We start from the raw sequence: 22245 nt of genomic DNA, 5'->3' as shown, positions 1-22245 counted from the left end.
CTAAATAGATTTCTTCAATGAAGATTTCGAGAATTCCCAAAATGATTTCAAAGATTTCCTATCCATCATATATAATCCCCCAGCAAATAGAATCATAAAAAAGAGTGATTTAATTAACAGACTTACAAAAATCGGACCCATATTTATGAAATAATCAACAGCTATAGCAATTAAGCCAAAAATAAAAAATACTGATAGTGGTTTATAAAACTGCTCAAGGTACTCTCTGAGGGATATATCTGCCATAGGTCTCAATTGTACATACCACAAAGGAACCAACAAAATAACCCCAAGAACAGCAACAGATAAAGCAACACCATTAATACTATACAATGATCCTATAAATATAAATACGGGAGTCAGAATAACTCGTAATATTGTCCACAAGAAACCAATATCCGTTCTTCCTGTTGCAATTTGAAGACTCCCCACAGGATTTGAGAGAGAAATAATGCAATAATATATAGCTAATAAAGATAATACTACGAAACCTTCTTCATACTCACTACCATAAACAATATGCAAAATTTCTCTTGAGTTTATCAAAATTAAAAAATAGAGTGGAAAATTTATGTACGCTAGATATTTGACCACCCGTAAAAAGGTTCTCTTTAATTTCTCTGATTCTTTTTGAATAGATGATAAGAGAGGGCTTAAAACATTAACCACAATAGGATTTATTAAACTAAAAAGTTTCAAGACTATTTGTTTTGATAAGCTGTATAACCCTAAAGCCTCAGCTCCGAGCATTTTTCCTACTATAAAAATATCTACCTCTTTAGAGGCGAAATCCAAAATCTTGCTACCCATTTGATATCCCCCAACCCTTAAAAAGGGGATTGTATCTTTATAATGGAAATGTAACTTTATGGGATTTAATCGAATATTTATCCCTAAAAATAAAATATTTGTTATTGCAGAAGCTGTTAGAGTGGAATAAACCAAGCTATAAACCCCAGCCCCTCGATATGCAAATAGAACAGCAACAACTACACCAACAAAATAGGCTGATAATTCAACCAGCGCAATTGGCTTAAATCGAAACTCTTTTTGCATAATTGTTCGATGTTGCCGCCCCAGTGCAATCAATAATATATTGGTCCCCAAAATTGGTACAATCGTTAACAACTCCTTTTCAGAGTAAAAATCAGAAACAAACGGGGTAGCAATTAGCAAAAAGATATATAACCCAACTGAAATAAAAATATTTAGCCAATATATACTGCTGTATTCATTAACAGTAGCATCCTGTTTGTGAAGTATAGCCGAAGTCAACCCCATATCCACAAAAATATTAGTGAATCCGATAACAACAACGGCCATTGCCACTAATCCGAATGCCTCTTTGGGAAGAAAGCGGGTTAGTATAGCCACCTGGAGTAATTGGAATACAGCTTTTCCAACTTTGTCAACTGTTGTCCATTTCACACCGGAAATTGCTGTACTCTTAAAATCCATTCAGTTAATTATATAGCGCTATCCAGTCTTTAATATTGGTCTCCCAAGAACTCAATCTTTCTATAGCATTAGAATTTGGTTTCGTTTTCTTCCTATAGCCTTTATACTGGTCAACAACTTCAGGAACTAAATCAACTAACTCTTCAATATTATCCACTTCTAAGAAGTAAGCTCCATAATCTTTCATAGTCTGGTAGGGCAACCAACTACCGGTGATAACGATATCTCCGGCATATAAATGCTCCTGCATGGACCCAGAAAATTGATCTGTCTTCTGTAATTGTATCATTATATCAGAAGCTTGTCGAATTTCTGCCACTTTCTGATCAGTTAAATAATCACGGTATATTCTGTATTCAAATGGGGATTTCTCAAGGACTGTCTCTATTTTATTTTTGTATGTATCATCACTACCATAGGTAAGAGGTAGAATTAATTCAATTTTCTGCGCGCACTTAGTTAAAACAGATTTATTAAATTGTTCAATTATCTTTATATGTTGCTGCGCAGGGTTACTGTTATAGCCAATAGTGATTGATAGCGTTTCTGGGTCCCAGCCTAAATCTCTTTTACATTGTCTCTTAGATTTATTCAATTGTTTTAATACTTCCAAAGGAGCTAAACCAAATCTGCACACACGCAGATTATCTTTGTTCCAATCCAAACTATTTATAAAATTGTCTCTTGTTACTGAATTGGTAAAAGTAATTTTGTCAGCTGTTTGACAAGCATTTTCGAAATACTTCTTATCTCGCTCTTTAACTCTATAAAAATCACTTCCCCAAATAGAAATGATAACTTTAGCACCTAAATACTTTTTTACTTGAGTAGCCAAAAACCCTGAATCCACGTTCAAAAAATGAAAGTGGACATACTCATAATTCGGCAATTCTTTCAATAATTTTACATAAAGAAAAAATCTATAGTAGCGTCTTATACCCTTAAACTTGTTCACAATCTTAAACAAAGGGGCTTCAAATTTGAGGTGAAATATCTTATTATAAAACTTTTTTGAATCAATCTTGACTGGACGATCCGATAAAACATCAACCTCAAATTCATTAGACTCTTTTTTCAACCACTTGGCATAATTTGCTACAAACTGGTGATTTGCATTGCCTACTAAAAGAATTTTTTTTGATCTCATTTTCAAGCAATAAAATCAAAAACTAATATTATCCAAGTACTTGTCCCATTCTCCTACATCAGTCCAAGACTTTTCAGATACCGGAAACACTCCTACCTTGCCATTTCTTTCTCTTATTTTCTCTATTAAATCAGTAATATGAAAAAAAGTTTGATCAGGAATTTCCTCTAACAGGTGAGGTTCCAAAATATACATACCACTATTTATTTGAAATGTCAGATCTGGCTTTTCATTTAAAGATTCCAACTTGCCATTTTCTCCTGTATCAATAGTACCATATGGAATTGCATAATTTTTAAGAGCAGATACTACCGTTAATTCATTTTTATTTTCTCGATGATAGCCAAGGATTTCGGAATAGTCTTGCTCGATGATGATATCGCAATTACTGATAAAAAATGTTTCACCAATTTGTCCTTTAATTAGCGATAGACTACCTGCTGTTCCAAGTGGTTCATCCTCTTTAAAAAACTTTAGTTGATATGGCAAATTCTGGTTTCTAAGGTAATACTCAATTAAATCTGATTTATAATTCACGGATATAAAAAATTGATCCGGGCCATGCCTGTTAAACCTTTCAAAAATATGTTCAAGCATACTTTTTTCTCCGATCGGTATTAAGGGCTTGGGCATTACATGTGTTAACGGTCTCAAACGCGTACCAAAGCCACCTGCCATAATAACAACAGGTAAATCGAATTGAGCTTTAGGTTGGGGGCCTTCATCCTGGAAGATATCTTCCCAATAGTAGATGTCTTCAATTTCATTCTGTTCATTTATAACAGGACAAAGTTCCATACGGAACTCCAGCATCATCTCTTTTATCTTATCAAAAGAATCGGTCGGTGAAGCAACTCGGATATCAGATCTTAATACTTCTTCAACTTCGGTATCAAGGGGCTCATTCCTAATAATAGCCCGCTGTATATCACCGGCACTTAGTAATCCCTTGAAACTTTCTTCTTCTAATACGATTAAGAGCTTTTTATCAAGCTCATCCATTTTTTTGAAAGCTTCAATAAGGGTAGAATCATTTTCTATAATTCTATTTCTATACATACTTTTTTTCTAAATTTCACTTCCAGGATTACCTACAAACTTTTTCCCATCAGATATATCTTGAATAATTGTTGAGCCAGCTCCCACAATAACATTTTCTCCTATAGAAATCCCTTCTTTTACAACCGCATTCGCTCCAATAAAAGAGCCTTTACCAACATCAACATTTCCTGCTAAAACAGCTCCCGGTGCTATATGCACACCTTCAGCTATAAGACATTCATGCTCAACAATGCAATTGGTATTCAAAATCACATATTTTCCGATTTCACTTAAAGCATTTATCGTCGCATGGGCAGAAATAAAGGTACCCCTACCAATGGAAGCACTATTTGAAATTTCAGCTTCAGGATGTGAAACTGTCAATAATAACTCTTTTTTACTTTCAACTAAGTTGCCAAGGCCCATTCGGATCTTGTTATCTCCTACTCCTAACACGAAACCAAACCCCTTGCCCCATCCACTAAAACCCTCACTCCTTTCAAACCCAATATAGTCTAACTCGAAAGGATTTTCTTTTACTTTCTCCTTGTCAGCATAATATTCAATAGAAATACCCGCCTTATCTGCTGCTTCAGCAACCACAAAGGCATGTCCTGAATAACCAAGTAATATGTTATTATTATTCAACACGAACGCTACTTGGTATATTTACAATTCGATCTTCCAGATATTCAGCATTCTGCTGTTCATCTCGCAAACAATCTTCATACATCGGCAACCGGTACATCAGCTGCCATATGGGGCGTGTCATTATTCCCCTTTCATTCGTTTTTTCTAAAAAATCATCCCGTTCCTTTCGATCTTCCAATTCTACACACATCAACCAATAATTGGCCCTGGTATCAGCTTGTTCGTTTCTGAACTTAATGCCTTTACGCCCAAAAAAATCTGAATAATCTTTGGCCAATGCCCGTTTATTCTCTATATAATCATCCAACTGTTCCAGCTGCGCGCAAATCAATGCCGCATTTAAATTGGGCATACGATAATTGTATCCCAATTCATCGTGGTAGTATTCATAGTCATGAGGTTTCTTTGCCGTAGTCGTTAAATGCTTAGCATGCTGTCCAGCTTCTACATCATCCGTAACAATAGCTCCACCGCCCCCGGCAGTCACAATTTTATTGCCATTAAATGAAAAGACTCCAAAATCCCCAAAACTACCGGTCGGTTTACCATTATATAAAGAACCTAACGATTCTGCAGCATCTTCTACGACAGGAATATTCCAATTATCACAAACCGTAAGTAATTCATCCAAATGGACAGGAAATCCAAACGTATGCATCGGCACACAAGCCGCTATTCGCTTACCTGTTTGTTTATTGTAGCAACCATCTTCCCGGATTTCTCCATATTCTTTTAAAAATTCTTGAACAGCATCAGGTGAAAGTCCCATCGTATCGCGGTCGACATCAATAAAGACCGGATCAGCACCATTATATCGAATAGCATTAGCTGTAGCCACAAATGTCAAAGCTTGGGTCAGCACTTCATCACCATCTTTTACACCTGCTAATCGAAGTGCAACCTGAAGAGCAGAAGTACCGTTAACCATAGCAACTCCACTTGCTGTTTGGCTGATATCGGCAATCATATCTTCAAACTGATCCACATATGCACCAACTGATGATACAAAGGTGGATTCAATAGTATTGGTTACATACTCCTTTTCATTTCCTTCAAATCTCGGTACATGTAATGGAATAAACTCATCTGTACTATAAACATCCTGTACAAATGAAACAAAGTCTTTAATCATTATTCAATGCCCCATCATAATTGATTTCAAAGTTTCCATACTTCTTTGAATTCTCCATCGAATCAGAGTAAACACCAATTTCAAAAGCTTCTATTAACTCTTGTATTCCTTCTTCAACAGTAAACTCTGGCTCGAAATCAAGTACTGACTTTACCTTTTTAAATGATACTCGGTAATTTCTGGGATCATCTCCCTTTCCTGTGTATTGTACTGAACCATCAGGATCATGTTTTAATATCTCATCCACAATCATCTTTTTTGTAAAATTATTCATTTCGGCTCCAGCATTAAACACCTCAAAATCAACCTTTTTCTCTTTAGCATCTAACACCCTTTCCACAAGTCGAGCAAAGTCACGAACATGGCAATAAGGCCTCCATGTATGTTCATCGTAAACAACAAGCTCTTTACCGAAATAAAGGTCTCGAGTAAACTGACTAACAGTCAAATCAAAACGCATTCGCGGCGATAATCCAAATGCCGTAGCAAAGCGCAATACAACGCCTGTATAATCAGCTTTTTCTTTATATGAAAGCAAATGCTTCTCAGCTTCTACCTTTGCAGTTGCATATAACGAAAGGGGATTCAATTCAAATTCTTCATCAGCCATCTCATCTTCTCCAATTAATCCATAGTTCGAACAGGTGGAAATAAAAATAACTTTGCCTAACTCTTTGCCATTTAAGAAATCAATACAAGATTGGACGCCTTCGGTATTAATTTTATTAGAGGCTTTAGGATACTTTTTTGTAACAGGATCACCTACCAGCCCTCCTAACACAACTACATCAGAAACTCCCTCAATAGCTTTTTCTAAATCTTGATCATTCGTCAAATCTCCCTTTTGAATTTCAAAATCCGGATCTCCCAAATATGGTTTAATAGCAAACTGATTATTATAAACAAATTTATCCAGTACTCTTACTTTATATCCTTTTTTTAGCAAATGGGAGGTTAATACTGTTCCAACATAACCTGCTCCACCGATGAGTAGTATTCTCTTTTTAGACATAAAAAATTGTTTAATTATTAATTAACTTATTCAATTTTTCCAATATGGTATCAGCAATAGCTAAACAGGAAGTAGCTGCCGGTGACGGGGCATTTAATACATGTACCTGTCTTTCATATGTTTCAATTCTAAAATCACTTAACAATTCACCATTTTCTGTTGCTTGTGCTCTAATTCCACAAGAATATCCATTTATTTCAGAAGTACTAAAACTGGACCAATACTTCTTCACCTTATTTTCAAAGAAGGTTTTACTTTTTTGTTTTAACATTTCTTTTAAAACCGTCGCCTTATAATCTTTTACAAGCTTATATATTGCCTTATTTGAAACAATATCTAATGCATCAGCAATCTTAATTTCAAATCCATTATACCCTTCTCTGTCAAAAGATAATACGGCATTGGGCCCCACCTTTAAAGATCCATCAATCATAGGTGTCAGGTGCACACCCAAAAATGGAAAGTCTGGATTGGGAACCGGATAAACTGGGATATCAGACTGATACAAATCAGGAGTAACCTCGAAGTACTCACCTTTAAATGGCAATATTTTTACTGGGGAATTTTGACCAGTCAATAACTCAAATACTCGATCACATTGAAGTCCAGCACAGTTAATTACATATTTTGTTTGAAAAAATTTTCCATTCGTACTTAAACTATATTTGTTATCCTTCTCTGCAATATCATTCAGGCTTGCTCCAAAAATAAAGTCAACTCCATTATCAGAAGAAATATTGATAAATTTGTTTAGTACTTCGCTGTAATCAACTAACCCTGTTTCCTCAACAAAGAATCCTTTGGGAATTGTTAAATTAGGATCAATTTTTCGAATCTCTTTCTCAGTTAAATATTGCACTCCCAATCCCACTGATTGGGCATTTTCAAATAATCTATCTAATTCAGAAAATTCAGTTTCATTAGCTGCCGCAATTAGTTTGCCTGTTATTTTGTATGTTATACTATTCTCTTCTAAAAACTGAATTAACTGCTTATATCCATTAATACAATTCTTAGATTTAAGAGAATTTTCAGGATAATATACTCCTGAATGAATAATACCACTATTTCTACCAGTTTGGTGTTGGCTTGGCCTTGCCTCTTTATCAATTACAACAATTTTTAATTGATACTCCTCTGATAACTTATATGCCAATGCCCCACCAATGATCCCAGCACCAATTATAGCAATATCATACTTCATTCTAATTTATCCTAGAGCCTACTATATTCTTCTTTCCACCAATTCTCAACAAGCACCCATCCCAGACTAATAATACCACCCAACATCCCTGAGACAATTAAAATAAGCAGACCAGAAGTATTATCATTAAGCGGCACACTTACCGGCTGCAATACCGAAAGTACCGGGGTTTCCTCCTGCAGGTCCAACTTTGCCTGTTCCAGTCGCTGGGAAAGGGAGTTATAGAGATTAAACGCCAGATCATATTGCGACTGCAGCTCTTGTTCTCGAGTCTGAGCTTTGGCCGTAGCCAAATTTATATTGCTGTCACGGAATTCCGCCAATCTATTCTGGGCTTCTTCAAAACGCTTTCGGGCTTCCTCGACCTGCTCCTGCACAAACTCCAGGTTCTGCCGTGCTTTCTGAGTACGGTATTCTTCAACATTCTCTTTAAGTAAATTAATGCCGGTCTTACCTATTTCCGCAGCGGCTTGCGGATCGGGAAATTCAGAGGTCAAGGTTAAAATACCCGTTTCCTTATCTACTGATATAGACAACCGCTCCTGCAAGGTTTTTACCGTTTCCATCTGTTCCTTAGAAAGTGACAATACCGCATCGCGATCCACCTTTTGGGGTAGCGGCTGTTCCGGTCCTTCTTCATCAGCTTTAAATAAACCTATAATTTTTCCTGGCAAGTCGATGGTATAACCCTTTAAAAACCCCATTAGTGAAAATGGAGAATGAATTTCACTAAAAAACTCATGCACCGTGGCAGTGGTATCGTACTCCGCGAAATAGACCTCGGTGTTCATCAGCTCCACCTGGTAGGGCAGGCTCTGTACAATGTTCGGGTAGAGCTGCGGAGGGATAGAACCTTCCTGTCCGCCTTGCAAATTTGCCCCACTGATACCCAGCATGCCTCCGTATTGTTGCAACAATCCACTTGCACCGCTTTGTGCAGATTGTGTTTCGGGCATCAAAGTAGCACTGGTGGAATATTCCTTGGGGCTGAAGAGGGCAACAAGCAATCCCAGTACCAAAAATGCCGCGGTAATTTTTACAATTTTTTCGCGGGCGTCCCAGAAGGTCTGCGCGAGCTCAATGAGGTCGATTTCCTCTTCTTCAATGGGTTGATAACCGTATTCGGGGGGAGCGCCGTAGTAGGATTCGGGTTGTTGCCTTTTTTGGGGAGTAGGGTCGTGGTGTTCGTTATGTGGATTTTCGTTGCTCAGCGCTTGTTCAATTAAAAATTAAAAATAGCTAAATGATAAGTGGGGAAATAAGTTTTTGCTATCTACTACATCCCTGCTTGATTTTAAGAATGCTCAATGTAAGGAAATATTAATCTTTTAGAAAATATGAATCTGGATATTTCGGCCACAGATTTGTACAGAGGATTTCAGGATACAAGTTGCTAATAACAAAATAGTTCAACATTAATTTCAGGGTTTCGAGATTTATCCTTAACCTCGTAATTCTTTGCTGGGCAGTGAGGGCTTATAACTGCAACAAGTTTTGTAGTTTATTTTTAGTTGGAAATTTGTGATATCAATTTTTGGGATGAGATAAAATATATTATTCATTTTTGTGACCAAATAGGGACTTACTCTGTTGAATGAACAAAAAAGTAACTCACCTTCAAGCGGGGCGCGGAAAAAAACTCACCAGGAGGGGATCCTATATTTTCTTATTTTTAAAATCTTATGAAAGCATTTTGCCTTAAACCGTCCCCTTGCTTTTAAAAGCTACCCCCCCCCCCTATTTTTAAAACTCCTAGCCCAGAATTTAGCAATTTACCGTATCAGGTGTTCACTAACAATTTTTAGATCCAACTTAAAACGGTTAAGTGAATAGTAATTTTAAATCCCTCTTTACTATGTGTACAAACTTAGAACACCCTTTTCAAGCGTTCTAAGAAATAGATAGGTTCATCAATTATTATAAATGATAAACTACGCTAACCATTCCCCCCAGTTGATTCGCATACAAATCCCCGGTGTCATACGCGATATCCATTTTTAAATCCATTTTTGGCTGTATCTTTATAGAAGTTTGTAAAAGACCAGAATATTGATCTTGCCGACCTGTAAAACCAACGGTCCTTCTCGATCCATAATTTCTGCTATAGGCTACAGTCAAATCATAAACCACTCCTTCTATTACACCACCTAAACCAAGTTGATGAGCAATAACAATATTATTATCAATCCCAATACCTATTCCATCTGAAAACAATAAGGCATTTCCAATAGTACGGCCATAATAAGTCCATCCGCTCCGATAGATACCATTCCCGTAATACCCATCCGCTCCATAGGAGGGATCCCCCCGATGTTCTTGTGAGCTTTGCCGCTTAGTATACAGATGACTCCAGGAAACATTATTTATATAGTTGAATTTTTTATCCCAAGATACTGAAACACCCCAGAGCCCGTCCCAGACATTTCTAAACTTTGCCCCTGCCCCAGTCTCCAAATAAAACTGGCGGTGGACAATTCCTCCAAAGCCCTGGTAATCATATTCAATACCAAAATCGTAAATACCAATGGAACTACCTACAGCTTCTCCTGTTGCCGAGGGTTCGGCATTTTCGGCATTACTTTCCTGTGCAGTAAAGACATTCCAAAAGTCACTTAATCCATCGGGCAAATTGCCATACTCCGGGTGGGTACCAGCCCATAATGTACTCTGTACGATTCCTCCGTAAAATTGGAGAGGATATTCATTAGGTAAAGCTTTTAAATAAAAGTATTTCTGGTGCAGCCAAGGATCATCAATATACCGCCCGTTTCCCATCCACCCGTGAGTGAAGTATCCTCTAAAACTCAGCCAGTTATCGGTGCCCGGAACACCCACCCAATCGGGCGTATAGAGCCGAATCTTGGGCACTGGGGAGGCATTACCACTCTGTATCATTGAACCCGATGTTAAGGTACTGTCGGTAATACCAATTTGTTCTTTTTTGCGTCCTGCTACAAAACGGAATATCTGCCAATCTGCCTGCAGATATCCCTCATTAAAAAAGACGTTATTATCCTCTGATAATCGACCAACTAATTCAGCACCTGCACTTAGCTTTACAGGTCCTAATGTCCCTAAACCTGCTTGTGGTGCTAATCGTACAAACCCATTGGCACTTTTGCGATCAATAATACCCCAACGGTTACTGTGTAACCAAAAGGGTAGCTCCCCTTCTTCACTTATTACGGTTCCAAATTCCATTTCTATATTTAGGTCAGGAGTAGAAACATCCTTCTGGTTCTGGCCATTAGCTGCAGTTTGAAATGCTATTATTAACGCAATGCTGACAACTCCTAATCGAAATAGCTTTTGTAAAATCACTGACTCTTCTGATCCTGATAATTAAAATTTGGAAGGAGAATATAGGGATATGATCAGGTAATTACGAAAGGAGTTACGAATGTAAGTTTTTTTTGGATCTTATTAATAAGTGCAGTGTCCATTATTGTCAGCAAAGATAGGTCCTTATGTTTTTTTGTTGCTCAAAAAACGTAAAGAACTATCAAAAGGTATGTTCCATTTTTGAAACGATGCAAGATTAAGGTGTCCATTTTTTGTCAGCAAAAAATAGACGAAAAAACTGTTGGTGGGAATCGTAGATGTTGTACTGATTAAAACAGGAAGCCCGACATAGCTATTCCACATTAGTCATTATTCTAGATACATCCTTCCCGCGATTCCCCCAAACCCCCGGTTAAACAAAACCGTAAAAAGGTGATGGTGGTTTAAAGTCCCACCATATCTAGGGAAGATAAAATCATCCGTCATTTTTAACTGTTAAATTATCTCAAGAACTGGAATCACTCTCACTTACATAAGCATTTGATTGGGAATATCCTTCTGCTATCTGATTCAGCTGTTGCCATGCCTGTTGTAGGAGAACACTATCCTTACTTTTTCTAATTTGTACATCTTTAAAATCCTCACCACTGACCTTCCCGCTAAATTCTACACTTTCATCTTTGACAGAAACATTTATACGTATGTAAACCCTACTCGCCACACCTGTTTCTTCAAAAGACTTATAAGCGGTTTGAACATCATACGAATTGTAATTGACGAAATGCGGTCTAAAACCTTTGTTTTTTAAATATTGAATGACATCCTGAAACTTCTCTTTAGTTTTGTCTTCCTCCATGTCCAATACAACTTGATCCGCCTGTCCAACATTTTGCATTGCAAATTGATTGGATGGTGCAGTCTCCGGACTGCATGAAATGAATAACATAAGAAATACTATAAGCCAACTTCGCATAATTTGCCCTCGTCACTCTATTTATCTAGCCAACGTTTTTATTTGCCTGAGTATCACCGTTATTGGGCGCTTCAGCAAATTAAAGAATTTTAATATTAAAACGTTTTATAGTGAAATGGCCGTATAGATAACAAAGCTTTTCAAAAAAGTGGGAGTGTATTCTTAGATCTTTTGCCTACATGTTTACTGATTTGATGCAAGATTTGGGGTGTCCATTTTTTGTCAGCAAAAAATAGACGAAAAAACTGTTGGTGGGAATCGTAGATGTTGTACTGGTTAAAACAGGAAGCCCGACATAGCTATTCCACATTAGTCATTATTCTAGATACATCCTTCCCGCGATTCCCCCAAACCCCCGGTTAAACAAAACCGTAAATAGGAATTACGGTTTTCAGCTTTGTGAAACATTATTGAAAGTCACTAAACCTGACCATGGAAATTTCTGGCTGTCGAGGGCCCAACTACACATAAAGTTTCGATGGGCAGGCTCGTAAATATTCTAATCAACGTTGATGATTTATATCAGCACCGAGGAGTTAAATTTCCATAGATCTTTTACCAGCCTTTTGGATCATGCCAAAAGGCGGAAAGAATCCCCTTGTTCCTTCGCTCACAATTCTTAGGTCCGTTTTAACTCCGTGAAGTAGATACTGGTTTTAAGTCCCTCTATTTTTAAAGGCAAGGATTTGAGGTGACCCAACTCCGTTTCAAGAAAAAGCAGCCTTTATAAATCGAAGTTCTCACTCACGGCATTGGCAAAAGCTTTGAAATCATCCAGGTGATCTAAAAAGGAAACCAACCGATCTATATCCACAGCAACATACTCATGCACCAAAATATTTCGCAATCCCGCCATGCTAATCAAGCGCTCTTCCAATTCCTCATCAATAACTTCAAACTGTCCCAATAGCTGTATACAATCTGAATACGTTTCAGCATTCCCCAGGTTATGATGAACGGCCAAATGACACGAAAGATCAATGACCATTTGTATAGACTCTAACAGCCCATACCGGAGTGCCCATTCTTTTTTCTTATCCTGTTTTATATCAGCTAATGTATAAGCAGATTGAAGGGCTCGCAGCTCAGCTACATTATTTTCTAAACTTTGCAATCGTTTATTCATAATTTCGTTCACCGAATTTATTGTCTTGCACGCGCTGCCGAAAAGCATTCCCAAACTGATCCCGTAAATAGGCGGTATCAAAGTAGTATTGTAAAACCTTACTTTTATATTGGGTATGAATACCCGGATTCTTATTTAACAACAACTCTCCTTTTGTCACTATTTCATGGGCAAAAGCGGGATTCTTTTGGGGGAGCTCATTCAGTATTACTAAATCCACTTTGTAATCAAACAGATTATCCAGTGCCGTCTGGTGTTTTCCCTGCCGGATGAGGTTGGGCATCGCATCCATATATATGGCTATATCAATATCTCGAAATGTTTCCTTGTTGGTAACCGATCCAAAGAGATATACAAAAATGACTTCTTCTTTGGGTGTAAAGAAGTCTATTATTTTCTTCTGTATGTTGGTGATCTCTGGACTTTCCATAATGGTAGCAACGTTGTCGAGAACTAATTGGAATATTAATGTACAAAATTCTCTTCCATCTGCGAAGTTACAAGTAAATAAGTATTCTCAATAATTTGATGGACGTATTTTTTTGACCAAAGGTATTAGTGTCTATTTTTTGTCAGCAAAAAGTCTTTATGCCCCACCTTTTGTCTTGATACAAAAGGTGGTAAAAAATCAAGACTGAGAATTGTGAAACCAGCACTACTACGCCAAAGGCTTCGTAGTACAAGCTCCGGTCTTTGGGTGCGACCATTTCGATGGTCCTTTTACTATTGTGCTTATTTCCTAAAGAATTACCGGTATGAAATGCTCTTGCGCACCCAGGCAAACCGTCGCTCACAATTCTTAGGTCCATATTAAAACCTTGAATATGAATTAAGTTTTAGTTTTGTGAAATATTATTGAAAGTCACTAAACCCGACGATGGAAATTTCTGTCTGACGAGGGTCCAACTACACATAAAGTTTCGATGGGCAGGCTGGTAAATATTCTAATCAACGTTGATGAATGATATCAGCACCGAGGGGTTAAATATCCATAGCTATATCTTTATTCTTTTGGTAAAATTTTTAAATATATTAGCTCTTTATTAGACATCCAGAAAATTTGGTTTTCTGTTATGATTAAAAAAGCGAAAATCCTTAGTAGAGAAGAATCTGAGCAGGAAAATATATCCTATTGGAAGTCAAAAACACCGGAAGAACGTTTAAGTCATCTCCAGGATATAAGAGAGCAACACATCAAGCTATTTAATAAAACCAAAGCATATCATAAGGCTCGAAAAGGACTACGAAGAGTTTATAGAATTGTTAAACGAACATAATGTTCAATACCTTGTTGTTGGCGCCTATGCCGTTTCTTATCATGCCCGTCCAAGAAACACCGGAGATATCGATTTTTTTATCGATAATTCTTCTAAAAATATTTCTAATCTTTTACAAGTACTCAAAAACTTCGGATTTGGTGAATTAAATCTTACACCAAGTGATTTTGAAGGAGATGATAATATCATCCAATTGTGATATGAGCCAGTCAGGATTGATATTATGACTGGTATCAGTGGGGTATCTTTTAGTCAAGCGTATAAGAATAAAGTGCAGGGTAAGTTAGGGGACCAGTCTGTATATTTTATTTCTTTTAAAGACCTTATTATTAATAAACAATCAAGTAGCCGAACACAAGATAAAGCTGACCCAGAATTACTGGAGAAGTATCTTAATTATGAAAAACTGTAGTTTGCTATTAAAGTGGCTATAATGCTCTCCTTGATAGTCTTAATTTTCTTATCTCTTTACAATCACTTTCTTATATTACTTTTGAATTAACTAAATAACTCTTGTTGCTATGGCAAATTTAGAAGAGATCAAAAATAAAGTCCGCCCGATATTAAAAAAGTATGGCATTAAAAGAGCTGGAGTATTTGGATCTACAGCTCGTGGTGAAGCTCAATCCAAGGATGTGGATTTATTAGTTAAGATTGACAAAAAAATCAGTTTATTGGACTTTATAGGAATTCAACAAGAGTTGGAAGACGAACTCGGTATGAAAGTAGATCTCGTTGAATATGATTCTTTAAAACCTGCCCTTAAAGAAGATATTCTTAAAGAAGAAGTGCCGGTTATATGAGCAAACGGAAACCGGATGTTTACCTGCAAGATATTTCAGAAAGTATCCAGCAGATTGAAGAATATCTTGCTGATGTCAATGAAAATGAATTCTATAAAAATTCTGAGAAACAAGACGCTGTTCTACGCCGCTTAGAAATTATTGGCGAAGCGGTAAAACACATTTCTGATGACATCCGTGATCAATATGATGAGGTTCCATGGCGAAAAATTGCTGGAATGAGAGATATCATTATTCACGAATATTTTGGAGTGACCTTGAGCATGATTTGGGTAGTTACCCAACGAGATCTTCCAGATTTGAAATCGAAGATTAAAGAAATCATCAACGATCAAAATTAAGGAGAGGGTAAATCTAACTGGTCTCTTTTGACAGGTTTTAGACAATATTATACCATTCATTTTCTGTGACCAAAGGTATTAGTGTCCATTTTTTGTCAGCAAAGGTAGGTCCTTATGTTTTTTTGGTCGCTCAAAAAACGTAATGAACCATCAAAGGGTATGTTCCATTTTTGAAACGATGCAAAAACGGAACCCAAAAACATCGCCGGCTGATAATTTTGCGGTCTGCATCGGCCTTAAGATACATGCATTTTAATGATCCTTGTATTGAAGGTAGCAGATAATCATTAGTCATCGGTATAAAATGCATAACCGTATCTTTTTGGGCCTCTGCGCAAAATTCATTAGGCCGGTTATTCAAAACCGTGAAACACATTCTAGCTTTAGCTATCCAACATCAGGATTATGAGAGAATTGGAACTAGTCTTTTAGTTTCCACTTGGGTCTTCCCTGCTTATCTCGTTGATCAGGAACTATCTCGAAGTCTTCGTCTACATTGAGCCCCTTATAAATTCGGTTATTTCGTTCTTCATAAGTAAATACATCTTCCGGTTCCCTTTTTATATCATTATAAATGGTATCGGGGTATGGGAAAAAGGCGTTGGCACTTGATCGCAGATAGGGCTTTTGCTCTTTATAATAAGGGGATTTACTTCGATTGATCATCGCTTTTTTTATATTATCTATACCAAAGGCATAAATCCGTTTCTGTATAGCATAAACGATCTCTTTATTGGATAGATTAATTTGCGTATCAAATAACTCTTTCCAATATCGGGCTATTTCCAAGACCTCATTAGAAACAATACTACTAGTAGTATTTCTTTCTGTTTGTTTTATAGGTTTCTTTTGAGTGTTCACTTTTTGAACCGGTTCGGGGTTCATTTTCTGACCCATTGGGGGTTCAATTATTGAACTATTAGGTGCAGTTTTTGAACCCTTATCAGGAATGATAATTCGGTATTTGTGTGGGATGATTTCAGTATTCTTATGGATGATATTTTGATCCACCAGCTGCCTGATCGCTTTGATGATCGTATTCTTTCCCAATCCGGTAAGCTTACGGATCTGAGAAAGAGGGATACGGTCGGACTGCTGCTGAAAACCGTATGTCTTTCTACAGATCGCCAAAGCTACTTTCAGTTCACTGCCCTTTAATTCAGACATCAAGTACTCCAAAATAAAATTGGGTACCTTTGTATAGGTAATCTCTTTCGGTAATCCGGCCATGACGCTTAGCTTAGGTGAAAGAGACGTTCGATAACTTTTCGCTCGAAGTACTTGCGGTTACTCTGACCAAGCTGTACGGATGGAATATAGAGGTGGTTATCCCGATCCATGTTGGAGCGGTTCAGGATAGTACGATAGTTGAGTCCGGTAAGGTCTTCGACATCCCGGGCCGTTATATATTTCTTCTTGGTGATCTGGTGCCTTTTGGTTTCGAGAAGGAGATCAATTTTTTGTTCGATTCGTTCTAGGATAGTTTCGTTCATGAGGGTAAAAGTATTAATTAGTGTTTTTACTTCACCCGAATTTATTTCCTTATTTGTTGTCTGCCAAACAGTTACGACAACTTGCTATTGGGAAATTTCCAATAGAATATCCCCTTCTCCTACAAATGTTATACAATTTCCTATAAAAGACAGGGTTTCTCCTATATATGTCCTACAAACAATTAATCGAATGGAATTATTCGTCCTTGTTCAACCTGATTTTTATACCAGGAATAGACATTATCATACAATTTCTCGGGATCATCGAGAACCTCATCTCCATTTTGTATAACAATTCGTTCACTTCGAATTTCATTTTTCAGCTTTTCGAACGTAACCCCTTCTATTTGATCATCCAGCCAGCGGCAAGCCTCCGGCACTGATGAGAAGGTACGATCAAACGTAAACGATCCGGTCAGCATAGCCCTATCTTCTACATGCTTCATGGCCTCATACTTTATTTTGTATTGGGCAATCTCTTCGAGATGAACTTGTAGTGATCCCAGCGCTGATTGACTAAACTGGTAGCAACTTTTTCCACCCAGTTTGTTATACTTTTTTAGCCATTTTTGAACTAATTCATGATTGATGCTCTTATCTATCTCTTCATTTTCCAAAAAAGTTACACGTTTGGTTTTCCCATCCTTCTGTTCTATCAATGGGCTTGGGATGTTTCGTTTAACATTTTCGGCCAGCTGCGAATACTTATCCCCTAATTTCGTTAAACGTCTTTGGAAAGCAGTGGCTTCTACCCGTTCACTGGTATAACCGTCAAACTCTTTGAGACTTGTGATCCACTGATTGTCATACGTTTCGCCTATTTTACAGAGGTCTACGGCCAGGTCAGCTATAGACAAATCTCCCTCTCCTTCGTCCACATAGCGACTAATGTTAAACGAACTGCATAAAATTGATAATAGTAGATTCGATTGGTCCGCTTGTGTAGTAGTTGTCATACGATGTGACTTCTTATAAATGGTTGGGATTGTTTGGGACAAGTTGGGAAAAGTATTGCTGCTTCTCCTGAAGAACGACTTTATTTTCTCGCAGAAAATATGGCAAATGGTACTTTTATCCCAAGCATATTTGCGGAAAAGGAAAACCACAAAAACAGTATAACATCATATTGTTAAACCATTTAGACGTTTTAACGTTTTGATGGTATAACGTTAAAACGTTAAACGGCTCTGCGTTTATGCGTTATTACCGTACTGCGTTACAAACGCATAGACGAATTTTATTCCAAACGTATAACAAAATGCGTGTTTGCCTATATAAAAAGATCTAACATTTGTCCTTATCATGCCTTTAATAGCAACTGATAGCCTTTATGTATATATAGTTTTATATATTTATGGGTATCATGGAGGGAAAATTCAGACAAATGTATGACGAAAAAGGTTATTCGAACCCCAAATGTTTAACACAATGATCTATAGGAAAGCAAAAAACGTTAAACTTTTTTCAATATTTAGGGTATAGATGCCCATAACACCTTAACGCTATACTGTTATTGTGTTTTAGCGTTATAACACCTTGGAATTACTACAAAAAAGTGGACAGTATGTTAAGTCATTCATGCTGCTTGGTTTTGTGTTGTGGTAAAATGGTCGATTCAGAGCAATTTGTATGAAGAAGAGACCTTCCTATAGATGGAATAACGCAAAAACGCTATGCGTTACTGCATTATTAACACACTGCAATACTAATATATAGATGGATTTTATATCCAAATGTATAACAAAGTCGGTTTATATAGGTATAAACATCAAACGTTTTATATGTATTGCCATCTAAACAACCATTGTCCGCCTTGTGTTTATATAGTTTTATGGGAATAAGGTCTGCAAAAAACCTATTTTGTATGACGATTCAAGTCAATCCCCCTACTTCATCAAAAAACTCAATGCAGCATCAACCGTTTGGGTTATACAAACACCCTAATTAGGGCTAATATCCTTAAATTATCTATACATTATGGCATTTACCCAACAAGAATTAAAACAGTGGCAGCCCATAATTGCTTCTGCTATTGAAGAGCAAAGACCACCCGAGAAAGTTCGTCCACAGTTAGATATCGGTTATACAATTGAAGACCAGAGCATCATCATATATACCATACGTCCCAAGTGGAACCAGCCCGAAGAGAAAATGAAAACATCGACCGCAAAGGTCACATGGGTTAGAAATCAACAATTATGGAAAGTTTATTGGCAACCGGCAGACATGAAATGGCATAGTTACGATCCCATGCCGCAGGTAAATACTCTTGATGAATTTTTCGAGGAGTTAAAAGAAGATCCAAAGGCCTGCTTTTGGGGATAAGTAGCCTAATAAAGACATTTATAAATAATCGCCCTTTTAAATGGGTTAATCCTTTGCATCATATTTCCAGGGATTGATCAGTTCTACACCTGAAGCTTTCATAGCTTTTGTATTTCTGGTTAGCACAGCAAAATCATGTGCCAAAGCCGTTGCCGCAATTAATGCATCTATGGCCGGAAGTGGCGTCCCCATTTTCTCTGCTGGAATTGTAATAAAAAGTAGACAGTGGATTTAGGTAGATCACGCGGCTTGGTTATATGTTAGCTTTCGGGCAATTATACCAGCTTACAGCAATCCATACCCCTAACTTCCTTTTTCTTGCAATAATCTCCTGCCCTTTTTAGTTTCATATAGAAACCATAACGAAACCAATCTGTTGTGCCTAGTATCACAGTAAAAAACATACCTGAAGAAATTTACGATCGAGTCCGTGAGCAGGCCAATGCTCACCATCGCAGTATCAACAGTGAAATCATTGCCTGTTTAGAGCAAACTGTTAAACCTCAACGGGTTTCTACTGACGATATCCTGCAAGAAGCACGTCGATTGCGAAAAAAGGCAAAAGGAAGCCTCTCTTCTGAAGAAATTGAATCTGCCATTAATCAAGGGCGTCCATGATTGTTGTCGATACGAATATTCTTGCTCACTTTTGGCTTCCATCAGATGCAACAGAACTTTGTGACGAGCTCTATCAAAAAGATCCACAATGGGTGGCTCCTATTCTTTGGAGAAGTAAATTTCGAAGTGTAATAACGCTGTATTTAAGAAAAGAGCTAATCGACTTAGCAGAAGCTTTGCTGATTATGGAGAAGGCCGAACTTCAAATGAAAGACCAACAATTTCAGGTTAATTCAGTACAAGTTCTGCATCATGTCAGCCAATCGACTTGTTCCTCCTACGATTGTGAATTCGTAAGCTTGGCCAAGGATCTCGATCTTAAATTAATTACTATGGATAAACAACTTCTGCGGGAGTTTCCAGTGTTAGCCAAACATCCAGAGAAGGTAATTGAATCCTAATTTTCTTCATGTACCTAGCCCACCTTTAGATTACTTCTAGACGTACTTTGGTGGTATGATCCGCCTACTGGACCCGCCAGGGTGACCTAGCTAGCCCGCTAGCTTTCGAGCTATCATGCGTATGAGTCCCCGGCAGGTTTCCAGTTGCGGTTGATACAACCAACATAATCAGTTTATTTATTTGAGAGGTAATCTAAAGGCCGGTTATGCGCATTGTCGTTAGCCGTATTAAAATTTCCCTTCTTATATACTTTTTTGCTTTTTATTTCGTATGCTTATGTTAATAACATAATAAGAACATAAAGCACAAGATTATGATTAAGAAACTGCAAAAAATCGGCAATAGTCGTGGTGTTTTGCTCGAAAAAGCCCTGCTTAAGCTGTTGAAGGTAGAAGATGATGACCAAGTCGAAATCATCCCACAAGATGAAGGACTTTTGATCAAAAAAGTTGATGCAAAGTCTGCTTATCAAGAAGTCAGCAAAAAGCATCGCAAATCATTAGATAAACTGGGTGAATAATGAAAGAACCTTCCTTTCTAACTATGGAAGACATTTTATTCATCCATGAGCAAGAGATTCAAAAAGCAGGTGGTGATCCAGGTATTCGAGAAGAACAAGATATTCAAGCTTGCGCGGATGCTCCAAAGGCTAGTTTCGATGGTGAATACTTAAACGATCTATTTGAAATGGCTGCTAGTTATATCATTTGTTTAACGATCCGGCATCCATTCGTCGATGGAAATAAGCGAACGGCTTTGGCCTCTGCCCTGACCTTTTTGTATCTCAATGGATATGAAGTTGAGGAATCCTATGATCTGGAACTTGCCGACTTAGTCTTAGACTTTTTATCAAAAGACATTTCTAAAGAAGATGTTGCCAAACATCTGAAACAGAATTCGAAAGAAAAATAGAAAAATACGGCTAACCCCTTTATTTCTATGTCAAAATCAAGTTAGGACATGTTTTTTTTCATAGGCAGTACCACGCTTTATAACCGCATAGATGCGGTGAATTAACTTATTTCGTACTGCATTTAACACCGCCATCTTCGGTTTGCCTTCCCTCGTTTTACGTTCATAGTACCATTGCAGGTCACCTCCACTTCGAATAGCCGCCATTGCGGCCATATGCAGTTTCTTTTTTAACTCTTTGTTGGCCCGATTCGATATTTTGCGACGCGTAAATACTTGGCGGCCAGAACTATATTCAAACGGAACTACGCCAGCGTAGCACGCAAGCTTCCGAGGATTTCTAAATCGAGTAACCCCCCGTGTAATCACCATAAGCGAGACGGCCAAGACGGGACCAATGCCCTCAATACTTTGTAGCAACTCGAATTGATGGTGCAACTCTGTATCTTGGTTTAACTGCTGATCAATTTCCTTTTCAACTTCACTGATCTGTGTTTCGATGCTGGCAATAATCGATTGATGAGATCCGGAAAGTCGTTCTGCTACTTGCTGGTCCCAGCTTCGAGCTAGCTCTCCCAGCCGTTGCCTGTATTTACTACGGTCATCCACTAATAGTTGACGCAAGCTCAAAAAATGACGGAGACGATCTATATTTGCATTTGCAGGTCCAAGCAGCCGCACTTGATCTTGGTAGCGCAGGGCATATATGGCAATCTGCCGAGCATCTAGCGGATCGGATTTACCTCGTATAAGTCCTTTGCTTAAATGTATACTCAGCGAAGACGCCTCCCACAAATTAGCCTCGAAAGATAATAAAGTTTGTTTTACCAGATAGGAATAGGGCCCTGTTGGCTCCAGGCAAAATAAACAGCTGATGAGTTGCAGTTTATGCTTGCTCATCCACCGGTTGACCATTTGGCTTACTGCTGGCGCGGTATTCGGTGTTGATTGCTCCGGACAGGCCTCGCCTAGTCTCTGCCGGCCTTGGCTTTGAATCTCTTCTTTCGTTAGTTGCTACTTCAACATTCATTCGCTTGCAGCTTATGCG

At 37.8% G+C, this 22245-nt stretch carries 26 protein-coding genes; 9 read left to right on the top strand and 17 right to left on the bottom strand.

Annotated features, from left to right (window positions below):
- From ACQ76V_RS11580 to mntA, 12 genes are all read right to left on the bottom strand, one after another.
- Window positions 1-1458 (bottom strand): MOP flippase family protein, encoded by a 1458-nt coding sequence (locus ACQ76V_RS11580; protein ID WP_441000658.1) that lies wholly within the window; start codon window positions 1456-1458, stop codon window positions 1-3.
- Window positions 1459-1462: 4 nt separating this feature from the next.
- Entirely contained in the window at window positions 1463-2605 is a 1143-nt protein-coding gene (locus ACQ76V_RS11575) for a glycosyltransferase (protein WP_441000657.1), read from the bottom strand.
- Between the two features lie 15 nt (window positions 2606-2620).
- Window positions 2621-3664 (bottom strand): nucleotidyltransferase family protein, encoded by a 1044-nt coding sequence (locus ACQ76V_RS11570; RefSeq protein ID WP_441000656.1) that lies wholly within the window; start codon window positions 3662-3664, stop codon window positions 2621-2623.
- A gap of 9 nt (window positions 3665-3673) precedes the next feature.
- A complete protein-coding gene (locus ACQ76V_RS11565; RefSeq protein WP_441000655.1) occupies window positions 3674-4297 on the bottom strand; it encodes an acetyltransferase in 624 nt (207 codons plus the stop codon).
- Window positions 4287-5429, bottom strand: a complete 1143-nt coding sequence (locus ACQ76V_RS11560; RefSeq protein ID WP_441000654.1) for a LegC family aminotransferase — start codon at window positions 5427-5429, stop codon at window positions 4287-4289. The genes ACQ76V_RS11565 and ACQ76V_RS11560 overlap by 11 nt, the downstream gene beginning before the upstream one ends.
- On the bottom strand, window positions 5422-6441 hold the full coding sequence (locus ACQ76V_RS11555; protein WP_441000653.1) for an NAD-dependent epimerase/dehydratase family protein: 1020 nt from the start codon (window positions 6439-6441) through the stop codon (window positions 5422-5424). Before ACQ76V_RS11555 ends, ACQ76V_RS11560 begins: the two co-directional genes overlap by 8 nt.
- 10 nt (window positions 6442-6451) lie before the next feature.
- Window positions 6452-7645, bottom strand: coding sequence for an L-2-hydroxyglutarate oxidase (gene lhgO / locus ACQ76V_RS11550; RefSeq protein ID WP_441000652.1), 1194 nt, complete (start codon window positions 7643-7645; stop codon window positions 6452-6454).
- 11 nt (window positions 7646-7656) lie between these two features.
- Window positions 7657-8736 carry a Wzz/FepE/Etk N-terminal domain-containing protein gene (locus ACQ76V_RS11545; protein ID WP_441000701.1) on the bottom strand — a complete coding sequence of 360 codons (1080 nt, stop codon included), beginning with the start codon at window positions 8734-8736 and terminating at the stop codon, window positions 7657-7659.
- An 826-nt stretch (window positions 8737-9562) separates the two neighbouring features.
- Window positions 9563-10966 (bottom strand): capsule assembly Wzi family protein, encoded by a 1404-nt coding sequence (locus ACQ76V_RS11540; RefSeq protein ID WP_441000651.1) that lies wholly within the window; start codon window positions 10964-10966, stop codon window positions 9563-9565.
- Between the two features lie 466 nt (window positions 10967-11432).
- The gene (locus ACQ76V_RS11535) at window positions 11433-11822 is read right to left on the bottom strand and encodes a hypothetical protein (RefSeq protein ID WP_441000650.1); all 390 of its coding nucleotides are present in this window, start codon (window positions 11820-11822) and stop codon (window positions 11433-11435) included.
- Between the two features lie 802 nt (window positions 11823-12624).
- Window positions 12625-13026 (bottom strand): type VII toxin-antitoxin system HepT family RNase toxin, encoded by a 402-nt coding sequence (gene hepT, locus ACQ76V_RS11530; RefSeq protein ID WP_441000649.1) that lies wholly within the window; start codon window positions 13024-13026, stop codon window positions 12625-12627.
- Window positions 13019-13456 (bottom strand): type VII toxin-antitoxin system MntA family adenylyltransferase antitoxin, encoded by a 438-nt coding sequence (mntA, locus tag ACQ76V_RS11525; protein WP_441000648.1) that lies wholly within the window; start codon window positions 13454-13456, stop codon window positions 13019-13021. Before mntA ends, hepT begins: the two co-directional genes overlap by 8 nt.
- Before the next feature lie 830 nt (window positions 13457-14286).
- Here mntA and ACQ76V_RS11520 point away from each other — a divergent pair.
- The 4 genes from ACQ76V_RS11520 (at window position 14287) to ACQ76V_RS11505 (ending at window position 15447) form a co-directional block, all read left to right on the top strand.
- Window positions 14287-14502: a hypothetical protein gene (locus ACQ76V_RS11520; protein WP_441000647.1), complete on the top strand. Its 216-nt coding sequence runs from the start codon at window positions 14287-14289 to the stop codon at window positions 14500-14502.
- Window positions 14503-14526: 24 nt separating this feature from the next.
- Window positions 14527-14715, top strand: coding sequence for a hypothetical protein (locus ACQ76V_RS11515; RefSeq protein WP_441000646.1), 189 nt, complete (start codon window positions 14527-14529; stop codon window positions 14713-14715).
- 109 nt (window positions 14716-14824) lie between these two features.
- The gene (locus ACQ76V_RS11510) at window positions 14825-15106 is read left to right on the top strand and encodes a nucleotidyltransferase family protein (RefSeq protein ID WP_441000645.1); all 282 of its coding nucleotides are present in this window, start codon (window positions 14825-14827) and stop codon (window positions 15104-15106) included.
- Entirely contained in the window at window positions 15103-15447 is a 345-nt protein-coding gene (locus ACQ76V_RS11505) for a HepT-like ribonuclease domain-containing protein (RefSeq protein WP_441000644.1), read from the top strand. The genes ACQ76V_RS11510 and ACQ76V_RS11505 overlap by 4 nt, the downstream gene beginning before the upstream one ends.
- A gap of 420 nt (window positions 15448-15867) precedes the next feature.
- On the opposite strand, the gene ACQ76V_RS11500 is transcribed toward ACQ76V_RS11505, so the two are convergent.
- The 3 genes from ACQ76V_RS11500 to ACQ76V_RS11490 all read right to left on the bottom strand — a co-directional run bounded on the left by ACQ76V_RS11500 (window position 15868) and on the right by ACQ76V_RS11490 (window position 17896).
- Complete coding sequence (locus ACQ76V_RS11500; protein WP_441000643.1) at window positions 15868-16677, bottom strand: replication protein; 810 nt, start codon at window positions 16675-16677, stop codon at window positions 15868-15870.
- 5 nt (window positions 16678-16682) lie between these two features.
- Window positions 16683-16940: a hypothetical protein gene (locus ACQ76V_RS11495; protein ID WP_441000642.1), complete on the bottom strand. Its 258-nt coding sequence runs from the start codon at window positions 16938-16940 to the stop codon at window positions 16683-16685.
- Between the two features lie 182 nt (window positions 16941-17122).
- Complete coding sequence (locus ACQ76V_RS11490) at window positions 17123-17896, bottom strand: hypothetical protein (RefSeq protein WP_441000641.1); 774 nt, start codon at window positions 17894-17896, stop codon at window positions 17123-17125.
- A 1021-nt stretch (window positions 17897-18917) separates the two neighbouring features.
- Between ACQ76V_RS11490 and ACQ76V_RS11485 the strand changes: the two genes are divergently transcribed.
- Window positions 18918-19265 (top strand): DUF3024 domain-containing protein, encoded by a 348-nt coding sequence (locus ACQ76V_RS11485; protein ID WP_441000640.1) that lies wholly within the window; start codon window positions 18918-18920, stop codon window positions 19263-19265.
- A 45-nt stretch (window positions 19266-19310) separates the two neighbouring features.
- Here ACQ76V_RS11485 and ACQ76V_RS11480 read toward each other — a convergent pair whose 3' ends face one another.
- Window positions 19311-19457: a hypothetical protein gene (locus ACQ76V_RS11480; protein WP_441000639.1), complete on the bottom strand. Its 147-nt coding sequence runs from the start codon at window positions 19455-19457 to the stop codon at window positions 19311-19313.
- 186 nt (window positions 19458-19643) lie between these two features.
- Here ACQ76V_RS11480 and ACQ76V_RS11475 point away from each other — a divergent pair, with 186 nt between their 5' ends.
- The 4 genes from ACQ76V_RS11475 (at window position 19644) to ACQ76V_RS11460 (ending at window position 21197) form a co-directional block, all read left to right on the top strand.
- Complete coding sequence (locus ACQ76V_RS11475) at window positions 19644-19883, top strand: FitA-like ribbon-helix-helix domain-containing protein (protein WP_441000638.1); 240 nt, start codon at window positions 19644-19646, stop codon at window positions 19881-19883.
- Window positions 19880-20284, top strand: coding sequence for a type II toxin-antitoxin system VapC family toxin (locus ACQ76V_RS11470; protein WP_441000637.1), 405 nt, complete (start codon window positions 19880-19882; stop codon window positions 20282-20284). Before ACQ76V_RS11475 ends, ACQ76V_RS11470 begins: the two co-directional genes overlap by 4 nt.
- A 314-nt stretch (window positions 20285-20598) precedes the next feature.
- Window positions 20599-20805 (top strand): MazE family transcriptional regulator, encoded by a 207-nt coding sequence (locus ACQ76V_RS11465; RefSeq protein WP_095607765.1) that lies wholly within the window; start codon window positions 20599-20601, stop codon window positions 20803-20805.
- The gene (locus ACQ76V_RS11460; protein WP_441000636.1) at window positions 20805-21197 is read left to right on the top strand and encodes a type II toxin-antitoxin system death-on-curing family toxin; all 393 of its coding nucleotides are present in this window, start codon (window positions 20805-20807) and stop codon (window positions 21195-21197) included. Before ACQ76V_RS11465 ends, ACQ76V_RS11460 begins: the two co-directional genes overlap by 1 nt.
- A 36-nt stretch (window positions 21198-21233) precedes the next feature.
- Here the strand turns inward: ACQ76V_RS11460 and ACQ76V_RS11455 are convergent, their stop codons facing one another.
- On the bottom strand, window positions 21234-22193 hold the full coding sequence (locus tag ACQ76V_RS11455) for an IS110 family transposase (RefSeq protein ID WP_441000700.1): 960 nt from the start codon (window positions 22191-22193) through the stop codon (window positions 21234-21236).
- Between the last annotated feature and the right edge of the window lie 52 nt (window positions 22194-22245).

The organism is Fodinibius sp. SL11 (assembly GCF_052060035.1).
Taxonomy (GTDB): domain Bacteria; phylum Bacteroidota; class Rhodothermia; order Balneolales; family Balneolaceae; genus Fodinibius.
The sequence above is the reverse complement of the archived record's forward strand: the minus strand, read 5'-3'. Positions and strand labels throughout refer to the sequence as shown.